The sequence below is a fragment of the Hymenobacter rubripertinctus genome (genome assembly GCF_003583925.1).
In the GTDB taxonomy this organism is placed as follows: domain Bacteria; phylum Bacteroidota; class Bacteroidia; order Cytophagales; family Hymenobacteraceae; genus Hymenobacter; species Hymenobacter rubripertinctus.
Genome location: NZ_QYCN01000027.1, coordinates 1 through 15,017 on the forward strand (window position 1 = coordinate 1; position 15,017 = coordinate 15,017).

Here is a 15,017-nt window from a genome sequence, read left to right on the forward strand (position 1 = left end):
GAGGCCATCAACTGTTCGTTGCGCCAAAAGTGCGGCGTGTTGGTGCGCAAGTCCTGCTCGTTTAGCCGGTGCGAGAAAATGCACCATACGCGCATCCAACTCGTCATCGACGAGCACAACCGTCGGTTAACGCCAACCTGAATCACCTCCCATTATACCACCGCCAGTTTTTTTATGGTCGGCTGCCACCCGATGCCGGAGAGCTACTATCTTGCAATACCTTTTACCGGTCGTAATTCGCTGTTTGGTTATGCGCTTTCTATTCTTTTTGGTGTTTGGCTTGGGTGCCTCACTGACAGTTGCGGCCCAAACATTTGCCATTGACTACCGCCGTGCCATGCAGGCCCGGGATACCGCCAAGACGCGGAAGGTGCTGGCCGCCTGGCAGCTCAAGGAACCGCAGAATCCCGATTGGTACGTGGCCAAGTTTAATTACCAGCTGCGGCAGGCGTACCGGGTAATTGTTGGCAACGCACCCGCGGCAGGCCGGGGAGTGGCGGTCCAGCAGAAGGACAAGGCTATAGGCTCTATGAATGAAGGGTATGAGCCGAAATTGTTGGCGGCGGCCCGGACCACGTTGCGGGAGGGTATCAAAGTAGCTCCCGAGCGGCTTGATATGCGGTTCGGACTAGCTAAATCCTATGAAATGACCCACGAGCCAGCCGCGCAAATAGAGGTTCTGACAGTAGCCCTGGCTGAACGGAAGGCTGGTGGTAAGCCCTGGCGCTGGCAGGAGGGAAAGCCACTGCCGGAACCCGAAGCGGTGTTTCTGCCCGAAAATCTGGAAGAATATATGCTGCCTTACTGGCAGGCCGACACGCCCGAAGACGCGGAAGTAGCCCGGCAGCTGGCCGAACTGGTAAACGAATATTATCCGGCCAGCTCCCTCGGGCCTTTCAACCTGGGTATGTATTACACGATGACGGGTCAGGAGGAAAAAGGCTATTCTTTCTTTCAGCAAGCGAATACCCGCCGCCCAAGCGACTGGCAGACTTTGGCTAACCTCACGCGGCTGGCAATTAAGTTGAACCATAAAACCGAAGCCCAACGGTACTTAGCTGATTTGCAGAAGCTGCCCGAAGGCCGCCCGGCTGCGGCCGACTTAGGGAAAGAGGTTCGGAAGATGAAATGAGAAGTACCCTCTAAAAGGGCTGAGCTGCCAGCGGCACGTTCATTCGGCTGATTATCTTTGGTTCGGCAAGAGTAAAGCCAGCGGCTGAAAAATCAGCGCCATCACAATTAATCAGCGCGAATCAGGATCTATGGAAATCCACCCCAAAATCACCCCCATCTACCAGACGTCGGTCTTCAAGTTCGAGGACCTCAACGAGCTGGAGCTGTATTTTGGGGAACCGGGCAGCCGCTACCTGTACTCGCGCAACGGCAACCCCAACTCCGACGAGCTGGCCGAGGCCCTCACGCGGCTGGAAGGCGGCGCGGGCGCGGTGGCCACCGGCTCGGGCATGGCGGCCATTTTCGCGGCCCTGATGACGTACTGCGCGGCCGGCGACCATGTACTGTGCGCCGCCGACATCTACGGGGGTTCCTCGTCGCTGCTGAACCAGGAGCTGAGCCGGCTGGGCATCACGGTGAGCTACGTGCCGTTTGAGGAGCTGACGACCAACCTGGCGGCCTACATGCAGCCCCGCACCCGGCTGCTGCTCTGCGAAACCATCAGCAACCCCCTGCTGCGCGTGGCCGACCTGCGCGCCGCCGCCGAAGCCACCCACGCCCTGGGCCTGAAGCTGGTGGTGGATAATACGTTTGCCTCGCCCGTTATCACCCGCCCCTTCGAGCACGGCGCCGACCTGGTGATGCACAGCGTGACCAAGTACGTGGCTGGCCACTCCGACGTAACGGCCGGGGCCGTGGTGGCCCGCACCGCCGAGGATGCTGCCCGCCTCAAGCAGTTGGGCACGCTGTTCGGGCTCACGTTGAGTCCGATGGAAAGCTGGCTGGCCGTGCGGGGCCTCAAAACCCTGCGCCTGCGCATGGAAGCCCACTGCCGCAATGCCCAGGCCGTAGCCGAACTGCTAGCCCGCCACCCGGCCGTGGGAGAGGTATTCTACCCGGGCCTGCCCCAGCACCCCCAGCATGCGCTGGCCGCCGCCCAGGGTGCCGGCCAATTTGGCGGCATGGTCTCGTTCCGGCTGGCCGACGACACCACGGAGGCCGTGAGCCGCTTCATGCGGGCCAGCCAGCGGTTCCCCTTCGCGCCGTCCCTGGCCGGCGTCGATTCGTCGCTATCCTACCCAGCCGGTACTTCGCACCGGGCCCTGAGCGAGGAGCAGCGTCAGGAGCTGGGCATCACGGCCGGGCTGGTACGGCTGAGCGTGGGCATCGAACCGGCGGCAGAACTGCTGCTGGATTTGCAGCAGGCCCTGGACAAAAAGTAGCGCGCCGGTTATACTGCCGATATAATTCTTGTACTGACAACCGGAGGCTTTGTGCTTCAGAAACTGTCAACGGAACTTTATATACTGCTAGCCGAGAGTTTGTGCTGATTTCAGGCGGGAAACAAGGCCCGTACGGCGGCGGCTACCCGGCGCAGGTCGGTATCGGTCATGGCCGAGCCGGAGGGCAGGCAGAGGCCGCGGGTAAATAAATCAGTACAAACTGCGCCGCCGTATAGGGGCAGGCCCGCGAAGAGGGGCTGGAGGTGCAGGGGTTTCCAGAGCGGGCGGCTTTCCACGTTGTGGGTTTCCAGGTGCAGGCGCAGCTGATCGGGCGTGACGCTGGTTTGGGCCGGGTCGAGGAGCAGGCAGGAGAGCCAGCGGTTGCTGCGGCCCCCGGCGGGTTCGGCGGGGCCGAAGGACAGGCCGGGCAGGTCCCGGAGCTTGTTCTGGTACCAGGCGTAGATTTCGCGGCGCTTTTTCACCCGGTCAGCCAGCAAACCCATCTGGCCCCGCCCGATGCCGGCCAGCAGGTTGCTCAGGCGGTAGTTGTAGCCTAGCTCCGAGTGCTGGTAGTGGGGCGCGGCGTCGCGGGCCTGGGTGGCCCAGGATAGGGCTTTTTTGGCCCAGGCGGCGTTGTTGGTTACCAGCATGCCGCCCCCGCTGGTGGTCAGAATTTTATTGCCGTTGAAGGAAAATACGCCTACGGCCCCGAACGAGCCCAGGGGCCGGCCCTCGTAGGTGGAGCCCAGGGCTTCGGCGGCATCTTCCAGCACGGGCACCTCAAACTCGGTGGCCACGGCCAGAATTTCGCGCAGCCGGCAGGGCATCCCGTAGAGGTGGACGAGAATGAGGGCCCGGGGGCGGCGGTTCTGGCGGCGCAGGTCTTCCAGGGCTTCGCGCAGCCGTTCGGGGCACATGTTCCAGGTCTGGGCCTCGCTGTCGATGAACACGGGCGTAGCGCCCAGGTAGGTGATGGGGTTGGCCGTAGCCACGAACGTGAACGAGGGGCAGAGCACTTCGTCGCCGGGGCCTACGCCCAGCAGCCGCAGCCCCAGGTGGATGGCGGCCGTGCCCGAGGTGAGGGCCACCGCGTGCGCTACGCCGGTAAACTCGCACACGTCGCGCTCAAAGCCGTCCAGGTTCGGGCCGACGGGCGCTACCCAGTTGTCCTCAATGGCCTTGTGCAGATAGTTCAGCTCATGGCGGCCGAGGTGGGGCGGGGAGAGGTATAAACGGTCGTAATCCTGACTATGCATAAGCGGGGGTAGCCGCGAAGGTCCGCAAAAAAGGCGGCGCGGTGGTAGTTAAAGTTGTCAGATTGTAGTTGTCAGTTGTCAGATTGTAGTTGTCAGATAGTAGTTGTCAGTTGTCAGATTGTAGTTGTCAGTTGTCAGTGTTTATATAAAGTTCTGACTGACAACTGACAACTGGCAACGAACAACTGGCAACGAACAACTGACAACCGACAACTGACAACTGACAACTGGCAACGAACAACTAGCAACCAACAACTGACAACGAACAAACTGTTAACGCGTGACCGGCGGCGTCAGTATCCGGGCCGGCACGCCCACGGCGGTGCAGTCGGCGGGCAGGTCGCGGATGGCCACGGCCCCGGCCCCGAGCACGGTGCGCGCGCCCACGCGTACCTGGTTGAGCACGGTGGCGTTGGTGCCCAGGTATACGCCTTCGGCCAGGTGGGCCGCGCCGCCCACGTTGGCGTGGGGCATCAGGGAGCAGAAATCGTCCAGCACGGCGTCGTGGCCCACGGTGCAGCCCAGGTTCAGGAGCACGTGCCGGCCCAGGCGGATATCGGTGGTGAGCACGCAGCCCTGGGTGATGAGGCAGCCCGGCCCGATGTGCAGGTGCTGGAACGATTCGGTGCTGACGCCGGGGTGAATGAGGGTCGGAAAACTTAGCCACGGCGAGGTGAGCCGGCCCACCACGGCGGCCCGGCTCCGGCTGCTGCCCACGGCCACGGCCACGGCCAGCGGGGTGGGGGTGGCATTGAGGTCGTGGGCAGTGCCGAGGTAGCGCAGGCCGTGGATCAGGTCGGTAGCGGGCGGCTGGTCGTCGTAGAAGCCCGTCAGCTCCCAGGTGGGCCGCAGGGCGTTGAGCTGGCGGACCAGCACCAGGATTTCCCGGCCCAGCCCGCCGGCCCCAAAAATGGCCAGCTGGCGCGGTACCACCAGCTCGGGCGGACGGGTAAGGGCGGGAGCAGGCGACGAAGAGGAGATGTGCACGGTCAGGAAGCAGAAGGTTCGGAAGTAGCAGAAGTAGCAGACGCCGCCGGTGGGGGCGAGCCGGTGAAGGCGGCAGTGGTGGCCTGGCCGGCCGCCGTGATGCCGCGCGCGCCCAGCACCCGGGCCACGGTGCGCAGCAGAATCCGCAGATCCAGTTGCCACGACAGGTTATCGACGTACCAGACGTCGAACGCGAACTTTTGTTCCCAGCTGATGGCGTTGCGGCCGTTGATCTGGGCCCAGCCCGTAATGCCGGGCCGCACGGCGTGGCGGCGGGCCTGCTCGGGCGAGTACAGCGGCAGGTACTGCACCAGCAACGGCCGCGGACCCACCAGGCTCAGGTCGCCGCGCAGCACGTTCCAGAGCTGGGGCAGCTCGTCCAGGGACGTGGCCCGCACCCAGCGGCCCAGGCGGGGCAGGCGCTCGGCGTCGGGCAGCGGCTGGCCCCGGGCGTCGCGCCGGTCGGTCATGGTCTGGAGCTTGTAGAAGGAAAAAACCCGCCCGCCCAGCCCCGGGCGGGGCTGGCGGAACAGCCACGCACCCCCGTTCTGCCAGGCCAGGGCCGCCGCCAGGGGCAGCAGCAGCGGCCCGGCCAGCAGCAGGGCCGGGGCTGCCAGCACCACATCGAGCAGGCGCTTGCCACGGCGGGCGTACCAGCTTTTTGAGCTGTTAGCCATTAGCTGATAGCTGTTAGCTTTCGTTGGGCGGGCCAAGGCGTGGTGGGTGGACAGATGAAAAAGATGGCCAAAATTGGTCGGAATACGGCGTCAGCAGTTGTTGCTAGTCTGAAAACCGCGAATTCCTGCCAGAACTTAGAATATTGCGGACTGATTCCTCCCCAAAGCTAACAGCCGACAGCTAACAGCTAACAGCTTTTCAATCCCCATGCTCGTCTTCCCCAACGCCAAGCTCAACCTGGGCCTCTACATCACCAGTCTGCGGCCCGATGGTTTCCGCAACCTCGAATCGGTGTTCGTGCCCTTGCCCTGGTCCGACGCCTTTGAGGTGCTGCCCGCGGCCGGGGGTGCCAAAACCGACCTCACGCTCAGCGGTATTCCGGTGCCCGGTGCGCCGGAAACCAACCTGTGCGTAAAAGCCTACGCGCTGCTGGCCGCTGATTTCGACCTGCCCCCGGCGCAGCTGCACCTGCACAAGTGCGTGCCCATCGGGGCCGGGCTGGGAGGCGGCTCCGCCGATGCGGCCTTCGCCCTGAAGGCGCTCAACAGCCAGTTTGCGTTGAAGCTGACGCCCGAACAGCTCGAAAGCTACGCCCGTCGCCTGGGCTCCGACTGCGCCTTTTTCATCCGCAACCAGCCCGTTTTCGCCCATTCCCGGGGGGATATGTTCGAGGAGATGGATTTTGCCCTCGCCCTCACCGGCACGCCGGCCCTGGTGGTGTACCCCGGCCTGCACATCAGCACGGCCGAAGCCTACGCCCGGGTGCAGCCCCGCGCCCCACGCCACGATTTGCGCCAGAGCCTCAGTGCGCCCATGCCCACCTGGCGCGACACCGTCAGCAACGATTTCGAAGAAGCCCTGACCCCGTTCTATCCGATACTCGGCGACATCAAGCAGCAGCTTTACGCTGCCGGGGCCACCTACGCCAGCCTCTCGGGCTCCGGTTCGGCCGTCTACGGCCTGTTTCCCGACCTGCCCGCCGCCCCGGACCTGCCGTGGCCGGCCGGCTATACGGTTTGGAGCGGGCAGTTGTAGGGGCGCGTACCCTGCGCCCCTACGCCGTAACCGGGTTGCGCCGGAGCAAGCGGCGCTTGTCCCAGCGGTCCAGCACGGGGTGAATGAGGACGCTGAGCAGGATGATAAGCGTGCCGGCATAGAAACCGGGGGAGAGTTTTTCTTCCTCGAAGCCCGACACGTGCAGCGTGTACATGCCCACGGCCAGCAGGATGCCGTACACCGGCTCCAGGTTGATGGTGAGGTTGACCACGAAGGCCGAAATGCGCTTCATCAGCTCCACCGAGGCCGAGAAGGCGTACACCGTGCACACGCCAGCCAGCAGCAGCAACCAGAGCCAGTCGTAGCCCGAAAGCGCCAGTTGCAGGCCCTTGCCGGCCGTGAAGTAGTGGCTATAGACCGGGAAAAACAGCGCGATACTCAGGCAGGCCCCCAGCATTTCATACAGCGTGAGCCGCAGGGGCGGGTGCTGCTGCACGAGCTTGGAGTTGAGCACGCTGAACAACGCCGACAGGCCCGCCGAAATGATCGCCACGCCCAGGCCCAGCAGCTGATCCAGCTCGGCCTGCGAGACGATGTAGAGGCCCACCATGGTGAGCAGGCCCAGGGCCACCTCGTAGCCGCGCACCTTGCGCCAGAGCACCAGCGGCTCCAGCAGGGAAGTCCAGAGGGCCAGCGTGGCCATGCCCGCCAGGCTCACGCTCACCGACGAGAGGCGGGCGGCCAGGAAGAAGGCAATCCAGTGGGCCGCCACGATGGCGCCCACGCCCAGCAGGCGCAGCACATCGGCCACCGGAATGCGCCAGGGCCGCCGCCGCACCACCAGCAGGGCCAGCAGCCCGAGGCTGGCCAGGGCCGTGCGCCAGAACACCAGCTCCACCGGCGGCACCGAAATCAGCTTGCCCAGAATGGCCGTGAAGCCCCAGAGCAACACGATAAAATGCAGGCGCAGGTAGTCTTTCATGTGGGGCAGCAAGGCTGGTTAAGGCCGGGGGACTGGGTTAGCGTTTGGATGGCTAGTGGGCGGTTGACAAATAGTATGCAGCTCACCTACTGCGGTATCACCCGATAGAGCACGCCGCCGATGATAGTGAACACGATGCTGGGCACCCAGGCAGCCAGCAGGGGCGTGAGGGTGCCCACGGCGGCCAGGTTGCGGCTCAGAATCACGAAAATAATGAACACGAAGGCCAGCACGAAACCCAGGGCAATCTGCCCGCCCACGCCGGCCCGGCTCTTGCGGGCACTCATAATCACGCCGATGACGGTGAGAATGAACATGGCGTAGGGGTAGGCGAACCGCTCGTATTTCTCGCTCAGGTAGACCTGCGTATCGTCGGCCCCGCGGGCTATTTTCTGGTTGATGTAGCGGTTGAGCTCGGGCAGGGTCAGGGTTTCGGCCAGGCGGTAGGTGCTGGCGAAGTCCTTGGGGAACAGGTTGAGGGTGGTGTCGCGGGCGGGCAGGCTTTGGAGGGTTTCCTTTTCGCCGCTGAACGTGCGCAGCAGCTGGGGCGTGAGGTGCCAGGCCTGTTTGGTGGAGTCCCAGGTGATGGCCTCGGCCGTGAGCCGGCGCCTGAGTGAAGTGCCCTCAATGGTTTCGAGGGCGAACTTGTAGCCCGCGTTGTTCACGTTGTCGTAGCTCTCCATGAACGCATACTGCTGGGGGCCGATTTTGATGTGCACATTGCGCCCGCTGTAGCGGTAGGGGTTCTTGATGTACTTCTTCTCGAACTCGACCCGCGTTTTGTTGGCCATCGGAATCAGCCAGCCCGTCATGGCCAGCGTGAGGGCGCCCAGGATGGCGCTGCCCATGATGTAGGGCAGCAGAAACCGCTTGAAGCTGATGCCCGAGGCCAGCATAGCCACTACCTCGGTGCGCGAAGCCAGCTGGGCCGTCACGAACACCACCGCAATGAACACGGTGATGGGCGAGAGCAGGTTGGCGAAGTACGGAAACAGGTTCACGTAGTACTCCGAAATGATCTGCCACGCGCCCAGGTCGTGCTGAAGGAAGTCGTCGTTTTTCTCCGTGAAGTCAATCACGCAGATAACCGATACGAGCAGCACCACCGTGAAGAAAAACGCGGTGAGAAACTTCCTGAGGATGTATTTATCGAGAATCTTCAATGGAGTTGTCAGTTTTTAGTTGTCAGTTGCTAGTTGTCAGTTGTCAGTTGTCTGTCTGAACAACGTCCACACTAACAACTAACAACTAATAACTAGCAACTGACAACCTATTACAGGCGCGTCATCAGCTTTTTCACCATCACCTCTTTCCACTCCCGGAACGTGCCGGCCAGGATTTGCTCGCGGGCCTGCTTCACCAGCCAGAGGTAGAAGGTGAGGTTGTGGATGGAGGCCACCTGGGGACCCAGCATTTCCTTGCTGTGGAAGAGGTGGCGCACGTAGCTGCGCGAGTAAAACGTGCTCACGTAGCCGCCCAGCTCCGCGTCAATCGGCTCGAAATCGTCGGCCCACTTGCGGGCGGCAATGTTCATGATGCCCTGGGTGGTGAACAGCATACCGTTGCGGGCGTTGCGGGTCGGCATCACGCAGTCGAACATGTCCACCCCCAACGCAATATTTTCCAGAATATTGGCCGGCGTGCCCACGCCCATCAGGTAGCGGGGCTTGTCCTGGGGCAGAATGTCGCAGACCAGCTCGGTCATTTCATACATCAGCTCGGCCGGCTCACCCACGCTCAGCCCGCCAATGGCATTGCCTTCGCGGCCCTGCTCGGCCACAAACTCGGCCGACTTAATGCGCAAATCCTTGAACGTGGAGCCCTGCACAATCGGGAACAGGGTCTGGGAGTAGCCGTAGTGGCCCTCGGTGCTGTCGAAGCGGGCAATGCAGCGCTTGAGCCAGCGGTGGGTCATGTCCAGGGAGCGGGCGGCGTAGTCGTAGGCGCAGGGCCAGGGCGTGCACTCGTCGAAGGCCATGATGATATCGGCCCCGATAGTGCGCTGAATGTCCATCACGCCCTCGGGCGAGAACAAATGCTGGGAGCCATCGATGTGGGAGCGGAACTTCACGCCTTCCTCCTTGATTTTGCGCGTGCCGCTGAGCGAGTACACCTGGTAGCCGCCCGAGTCGGTGAGGATGGGGCCGTCCCAGCCGTTGAACTTGTGCAGGCCCCCGGCTTTGCTGATGACTTCCAGGCCGGGGCGCAGGTAGAGGTGGTAGGTATTGCCGAGGATAATCTGGGCCTTGATATCGTTTTTTAGGTCGCGCTGCTGCACGGCTTTCACGGTGCCGGCCGTGCCCACGGGCATAAAAATGGGCGTCTCAATAGCGCCGTGGGCGGTGTGCACCACGCCGGCGCGGGCTTTGGAATGCGGGTCAGTGGTGAGCAGGTCGAAGGTCATGCGGGGAGGCTAAGTTGTCAGTTGTCGGTTGGCAGTTGTTGGTTGTCAGTTGTTAGATACCAAGAGAAAGTACCTGACAACTGACAACCAACAACTGGCAACCGATAACTAATCCGGCTGCAAAGGTACGCCGAATGCCTACTTTTGCGGTTCGAAATACCCGCTGCCCCTTGTCTTTCTCGCTTTCCCCGGCCATCTGGCTGCTGCTGGCCACCGTGCTGGTGCAGTGCTACTACGCGGCCTACTACTTCCGGCCCTTCGCCCGCCGCCCGCCCGAGCCCGCCGCCGGCCCCGACGACGAGCCCGTGTCGGTGCTGGTGTGCGCCCACAACGAGCTGGAAAACCTGCGCCAGCTGCTGCCCCTGCTGCTGCGGCAAGACTATCCGGCCGGCTTCGAAATCATCCTCATCGACGACCGCTCCAGCGACGACACCTACCTGTTTGCCCAGCAGTTGGTGGCGTACTACCCGAACGTGCACCTGGTCACCGTTACGCGCACCCCGGACGGCCTGGCCCCGAAAAAATACGCCCTCACCCTGGGCATCAAAACCGCCCGCCATGCCCGCCTGCTGTTCACCGATGCCGACTGCATTCCGGCCACCAACCAGTGGCTCAGGTACATGCAGCGCGGCTTTGCCCAACCCGCCGATCTGGTGCTCGGCTACTCGGCCTACGCCGGGGAGCCGGGCTTTCTGAATAAGTTAATCCGGTTTGAAACCCTGCTCACGGGCGCACAGTATTTGTCGTTCGCCTGGCGGGGCCGGCCTTATATGGGCGTGGGCCGAAACCTGGGCTACACCAAAGCGGTTTTCCAGTCCACGAAGGGCTTTGCCTCCCACATCCGCACGCTCAGCGGCGACGACGACCTGCTGGTGCAGGACGCCGTGGCGGCCGGGGGCCGGGCGGCCGTGGTGGCCGAGCCGGGGGCGCACACGCTCAGCCAGCCGGCTACCAGTTGGGGGGCGTGGTGGCGGCAGAAACGGCGCCACCTCTCGGCCGGCCGCCAGTACCGCTTCGCCGACCGGGTGCGCATCGGAACCTTCGTGGGAGCCAACCTGCTCTTTTATGGTACGGCCATCGGACTGCTGTTTTTTCCCGCCGATTGGATACCTTTGACTACGGTGTACCTCGCGCGTACCGGCGTACTACTGGCCGCCTATCAGCCGCTCAACCGCCGTCTCGGGGAGCAGCTGCCGGTGGGTTGGTTGCCCGTCCTCGACGCAGTGTATTTTTTTTATTATCTCGCCCTGGGAATCTCCTTGTTCCTCTACCGTACGCTCCGATGGAAGTAAATAATCAGGAAAAACAGTTTTCTGCCAAAGCCAAGCACGACTTCAAGCTGATTCGTGCCGCCGTGGAGCAGAACGACGAAAAAGCGTATGCCGAGCTGATGCAGATCTACAAGAAGCCGGTGTACCATGTGGTGCTCAAAATGGTGCGCAACGCCGACGACGCCGACGACCTCACCATTGAGGCTTTCGCCAAGGCCTTCCGCAACCTGCACAAGTTCAACCCCGAATTTGCCTTCAGCACCTGGCTCTTTCGCATTGCCACCAACAACTGCATCGACTTTATTCGCAAGAATAAAATCAAAACGATGTCGATTGACTCGGCTATCAAGATTGATAACGGCGACGAAATTACCATCGACTTCCGCGACCAGAACCTGAATCCGCAGGAGGTAACCATCAAGAACCAGAAAATCGAAATCATGCAGCACGTGGTGTCGCGGCTGCCCGATAAGTACCAGCGCCTGGTTACGCTGCGCTACTTCGACGAGCTGAGCTACGAGGAAATTGCCACCGAGCTCAAAGCCCCCCTCGGCACCGTGAAAGCCCAGCTGCACCGCGCCCGCGAACTGCTCTATGACATGGTGAAGGGCAAAAAGGAAATCATTTAAGCAGAAGCCACCAGAACTGTCATTCCGACGAAGGAGGAATCTGAGTCAAGTCCTTGAACAGTCTGTTCGCTGACGTTGCTCCAGATTCCTCCTTCGTCGGAATGACAGTTCTTTTGGTTGTCAGCCCCCAAAAACTACCCATGAACCTGCTCGACCACTACTTCCCCCACCTCACCGACCACCAGCGCCAGCAGTTCCGGCAGCTCGAAACCGAGTTCCGGGACTGGAACGAGCGGTTCAACCTCGTGGCCCGTCCCGACATGGACAACCTGGAGGAGCGCCACCTGCTGCACTCGCTCGGCATTGCCAAGGTGGTCGAGTTCGCGCCCGGCTCCTCGGTGCTCGATGTGGGCACGGGGGGCGGGCTGCCGGGCCTGCCGCTGGCCATCCTGTTCCCGGAGGTGAAATTTCACCTGGTAGACAGCATCGGCAAAAAAATCAAGGCCGTGCAGGAAATGGCTCACTCCCTGCACCTGACCAACGTGACGGCCGAGCAAATCCGGGCCGAGCAGCTGCGCCCCAAGTACGACTACATCGTGAGCCGCGCCGTGGCCCGCCTGGCCACCTTCCACACCTGGATTGCCCACCGCTACAAGCCCCGCGCCGAAGCGGCCCCGAACAGCGGCCTCTACTACCTCAAAGGCGGCGACCTGACCGAGGAAATTGCCGAGTCGGGCCTCCAAGCCCAGGTGACGGATTTGAGCGACTTCTTCGCCGAGGAGTTTTTCGAGACGAAGAAGGTGGTGGTGGTGCCGGCGTAGGGTTTACATACGTTTTTTGAACGACGGTTTGTAAAATGTTATGGGGCCTTTAGTTTACTCAAATCACCGTTTTGCTGAACGAGTTTAGCGACACAAGCAGGACCGTTTTATCCCTGTCATTTTAAGTTGTTAAGCCTTCAACAACTGTCCTTATGAATCGATTTATGGCGTTTTTAGCGCAACTAAACCGCTTCTCGTACTACTTTATTGCCCTCTGCTTTGTCCTTCCGTTGGGATGCTTGGGGTATTTCATTTTTATTCGTACGCCCCAGTTCCTGTTTACCGTCAAAGATGGATTGCTTGAAAACCCGCAACTCATGGGAGCAATTGGCGAGGAAGCGGGCTACAACCTCTGGTATTCTGGGAACGAAGCACCCAACCGGACTTTTCAGGTAACCATCAAGGGCGGCTGCCCCGAAGCAAGTCTCATCGTGCGCGGCACTTACACCGACAAGGCACACACCGTGACGGATACAGTCCTAGTCAAGTGCCTATAACGAAAATGTTCTTTCAACTGAACACAGCATCTACCTTCGGACCCTTTGCACAGACGCAGTTGTTCGAGTTTTTGAAGTTCTTAACGGCGTTGCAAGAAGCACCCCTTTACTGGGTCGATGGTATCCGTGAGTGGCACAAGCCTTTTTCCGCGCTTGGCGAATCGGTCAAGGCCTAGCTGAGCCGTGTATTTGACCACCGGAGTCAGGGGCCGTTGAGGCCGCAGGAAAAAGGCCGAACGCAACGTCAGGGTGTCGTGCATTTGGCGCCATGTGCCCGTGATGAGGGTATCAACGTACTGAAATCGGTACGCAAAAGTATGGTCTGGATGCAGCGTGAGCACGACCGCCGGGCGGTGGTACAGGGTGCAGGAATCGGTGTATGTGCCCAGCGCAGCACGCTGGCACCCGAGTAAGAGCAGGTATGCCAAAAAGAGCCAGAGGTACCGCATCGTAGGGCACAAGTTCGCCATTCAGGATAGAAATGCGCTCCTTTCGGTGAACGGCAGGAATCAGCTCAGCAGCTGGTGGCCAGCTGGCCCCAATAGGATAGGGCGAGTTTAAGAAACTCGTCTACGATTCAAAGTTTACGAAACTGGCCGGAAGAATGAGTTTCGTAAACGCCCAAAATGAAGCCTATTCCCCTCCAAAGTACCACGCCGGCTGTAGTACTCCCCAAAGTTTGGACAGTTTGTGGTGGCTATCTTAGTCAAGTCCATGAACCCAAAACGCACCCGTCGCCGCTTCACTGCTGAGTTCAAGGCAGAAGTGGCCTTAGCCGCCCTGACGGAGCGGCAGCCGCTGGCCGAACTGGCCGCCCGCTACCAGCTGTCGGTGCCCCAAATTAGCCGCTGGAAGCTGCACCTGCGCCAGCAGGCGGCGCAGGTGTTCACCGACGCGGTGGCCAGCACGCCGGCCCCGCCCGACCTCGAGCCCTTGTATGCCGCTATCGGCCGGCTGGAGATGGAAAACCAGCTGCTAAAAAAAACGCTACCCACCTGGTAGTCGCCCAACAACGCGCCCTGGTGCAGGCCAGTGAGGCAGGCTCGGTACAGGCCCGCTGCCAGGCCCTGGGCCTGGCGCGCAGCAGCTATTACTACCAGCCCCGGGGCGAAACGGATCTGAACCTGACGCTCATGCGCCTGCTCGACGAGGAGTTTATGCGCCACAACTTCAAGGGCGTGTTGGGTCTGCGCGACCACCTGCGCCTGGCGGGCTATCAGGTCAATGAAAAACGGGTGCGCCGTCTCGTGCGGCTTATGGGCCAGGAGCCGGTTTATCCCAAACCGCGCCTGAGTGTGCCCGGCCAGGGCGTGACGCGCTATCCGTATCTGTTGCGCGAACGGGTACTGAGTGCTCCTAACGAGGTGTGGAGCACCGACATTACCTACATTCCCATGGCCCGAGGCTTCCTGTATCTGGTGGCCGTGTTGGACTGGCACTCGCGCTACGTGCTCAGCTGGGAGCTGAGCAACACGCTCGACGTGGGCTTTTGTCTGAGCGCGCTGGACGCGGCACTGGCCACCCAGCCGGCCCCCTACATCTTCAACTCCGACCAGGCTAGCCAGTTTACCAGTCAACTCTTCGAGCAGGCCTTGCTGGCGGCGGGCTGYCAAATCAGCCGCGACGGGCGGGGCCGGGCCACGGATAATGCCTTCATCGARCGGCTYTGGCGYTCGGTTAAATGGGAATGCGTYTACCTCAACCCGGCCACYGATGGCGGCCACCTCTACGAACAGCTCCAAGCCTACTTCAGCTACTACAACCATCAGCGGCCTCACCAAGGCTTGAAGGGCCAAACACCTGCGCAAATCTATGCCCAAAACCCTACCTTCAGCCCCCAACCCATTTGCTTAACAAACCCCTCCTAAACTGTCCAGTTTTTGGGGAGTAGTACAGGGAGCTACTGGCGCGGCGGACTCAACCGCCCAGCATATAGAGTAAGGTGGCGTTTTAAAACGAGGGCGCCGGCCATTGTCGATAATGCTCAATTTTAGGGCCCTACTCTGCTTGGTAATGGGTTGCTTGATGCGGAGAGGGTGGAGCGCGGCGGCCGCACGATTATAGCCCGGAAAACAGACCATCACTCTGCGGGACAATACATCTAGCTCACCTCATGGTAGCTGGGTTGAAAATAAACCCCAAGAGGGGCCTGGATGCGGC

At 61.4% G+C, this 15,017-nt stretch carries 15 protein-coding genes; 9 read left to right on the forward strand and 6 right to left on the reverse strand.

The genetic code is table 11. The features are described 5' to 3' along the window. Positions 1-211 precede the first annotated feature (211 nt). On the forward strand, positions 212-1,132 hold the full coding sequence (locus D0T11_RS15790) for a tetratricopeptide repeat protein (RefSeq protein WP_182888446.1): 921 nt from the start codon (positions 212-214) through the stop codon (positions 1,130-1,132). 106 nt (positions 1,133-1,238) lie between these two features. Next, a complete protein-coding gene (locus tag D0T11_RS15795; RefSeq protein ID WP_262681985.1) occupies positions 1,239-2,396 on the forward strand; it encodes a trans-sulfuration enzyme family protein in 1,158 nt (385 codons plus the stop codon). A gap of 110 nt (positions 2,397-2,506) precedes the next feature. Here the strand turns inward: D0T11_RS15795 and D0T11_RS15800 are convergent, their stop codons facing one another. From D0T11_RS15800 to D0T11_RS15810, 3 genes are all read right to left on the reverse strand, one after another. Then, positions 2,507-3,652 carry a DegT/DnrJ/EryC1/StrS family aminotransferase gene (locus D0T11_RS15800; RefSeq protein WP_119656774.1) on the reverse strand — a complete coding sequence of 382 codons (1,146 nt, stop codon included), beginning with the start codon at positions 3,650-3,652 and terminating at the stop codon, positions 2,507-2,509. Positions 3,653-3,925: 273 nt separating this feature from the next. Beyond that, complete coding sequence (locus D0T11_RS15805) at positions 3,926-4,639, reverse strand: acetyltransferase (protein WP_182888447.1); 714 nt, start codon at positions 4,637-4,639, stop codon at positions 3,926-3,928. A 2-nt stretch (positions 4,640-4,641) separates the two neighbouring features. Then, positions 4,642-5,316 (reverse strand): sugar transferase, encoded by a 675-nt coding sequence (locus D0T11_RS15810; protein ID WP_119656776.1) that lies wholly within the window; start codon positions 5,314-5,316, stop codon positions 4,642-4,644. 208 nt (positions 5,317-5,524) lie between these two features. On the opposite strand from D0T11_RS15810, the gene D0T11_RS15815 reads away from it, so the two are divergent. After that, positions 5,525-6,352: a 4-(cytidine 5'-diphospho)-2-C-methyl-D-erythritol kinase gene (locus D0T11_RS15815; RefSeq protein WP_119656777.1), complete on the forward strand. Its 828-nt coding sequence runs from the start codon at positions 5,525-5,527 to the stop codon at positions 6,350-6,352. A 19-nt stretch (positions 6,353-6,371) separates the two neighbouring features. Here D0T11_RS15815 and D0T11_RS15820 read toward each other — a convergent pair whose 3' ends face one another. The 3 genes from D0T11_RS15820 to tgt form a co-directional block, all read right to left on the reverse strand. Next, positions 6,372-7,295: a DMT family transporter gene (locus D0T11_RS15820; RefSeq protein ID WP_119656778.1), complete on the reverse strand. Its 924-nt coding sequence runs from the start codon at positions 7,293-7,295 to the stop codon at positions 6,372-6,374. Positions 7,296-7,381: 86 nt separating this feature from the next. Continuing rightward, positions 7,382-8,458: an LptF/LptG family permease gene (locus D0T11_RS15825; RefSeq protein ID WP_119656779.1), complete on the reverse strand. Its 1,077-nt coding sequence runs from the start codon at positions 8,456-8,458 to the stop codon at positions 7,382-7,384. Between the two features lie 110 nt (positions 8,459-8,568). Beyond that, positions 8,569-9,699, reverse strand: coding sequence for a tRNA guanosine(34) transglycosylase Tgt (tgt, locus tag D0T11_RS15830; RefSeq protein ID WP_119656780.1), 1,131 nt, complete (start codon positions 9,697-9,699; stop codon positions 8,569-8,571). A gap of 170 nt (positions 9,700-9,869) precedes the next feature. Here tgt and D0T11_RS15835 point away from each other — a divergent pair, with 170 nt between their 5' ends. The 6 genes from D0T11_RS15835 to D0T11_RS15865 all read left to right on the forward strand — a co-directional run bounded on the left by D0T11_RS15835 (position 9,870) and on the right by D0T11_RS15865 (position 14,725). Beyond that, entirely contained in the window at positions 9,870-10,991 is a 1,122-nt protein-coding gene (locus D0T11_RS15835; protein WP_182888448.1) for a glycosyltransferase, read from the forward strand. Then, complete coding sequence (locus D0T11_RS15840) at positions 10,982-11,599, forward strand: RNA polymerase sigma factor (RefSeq protein WP_119656782.1); 618 nt, start codon at positions 10,982-10,984, stop codon at positions 11,597-11,599. Before D0T11_RS15835 ends, D0T11_RS15840 begins: the two co-directional genes overlap by 10 nt. Before the next feature lie 140 nt (positions 11,600-11,739). Beyond that, positions 11,740-12,360 carry a 16S rRNA (guanine(527)-N(7))-methyltransferase RsmG gene (rsmG, locus tag D0T11_RS15845; RefSeq protein WP_119656783.1) on the forward strand — a complete coding sequence of 207 codons (621 nt, stop codon included), beginning with the start codon at positions 11,740-11,742 and terminating at the stop codon, positions 12,358-12,360. A gap of 152 nt (positions 12,361-12,512) precedes the next feature. After that, positions 12,513-12,857, forward strand: a complete 345-nt coding sequence (locus D0T11_RS15850) for a hypothetical protein (protein WP_119656784.1) — start codon at positions 12,513-12,515, stop codon at positions 12,855-12,857. Positions 12,858-13,571: 714 nt separating this feature from the next. After that, on the forward strand, positions 13,572-13,859 hold the full coding sequence (locus D0T11_RS15860) for a transposase (protein ID WP_119656786.1): 288 nt from the start codon (positions 13,572-13,574) through the stop codon (positions 13,857-13,859). A gap of 20 nt (positions 13,860-13,879) precedes the next feature. Beyond that, a complete protein-coding gene (locus tag D0T11_RS15865) occupies positions 13,880-14,725 on the forward strand; it encodes an IS3 family transposase (RefSeq protein ID WP_182888449.1) in 846 nt (281 codons plus the stop codon). The last annotated feature ends 292 nt before the right edge of the window (positions 14,726-15,017 follow it).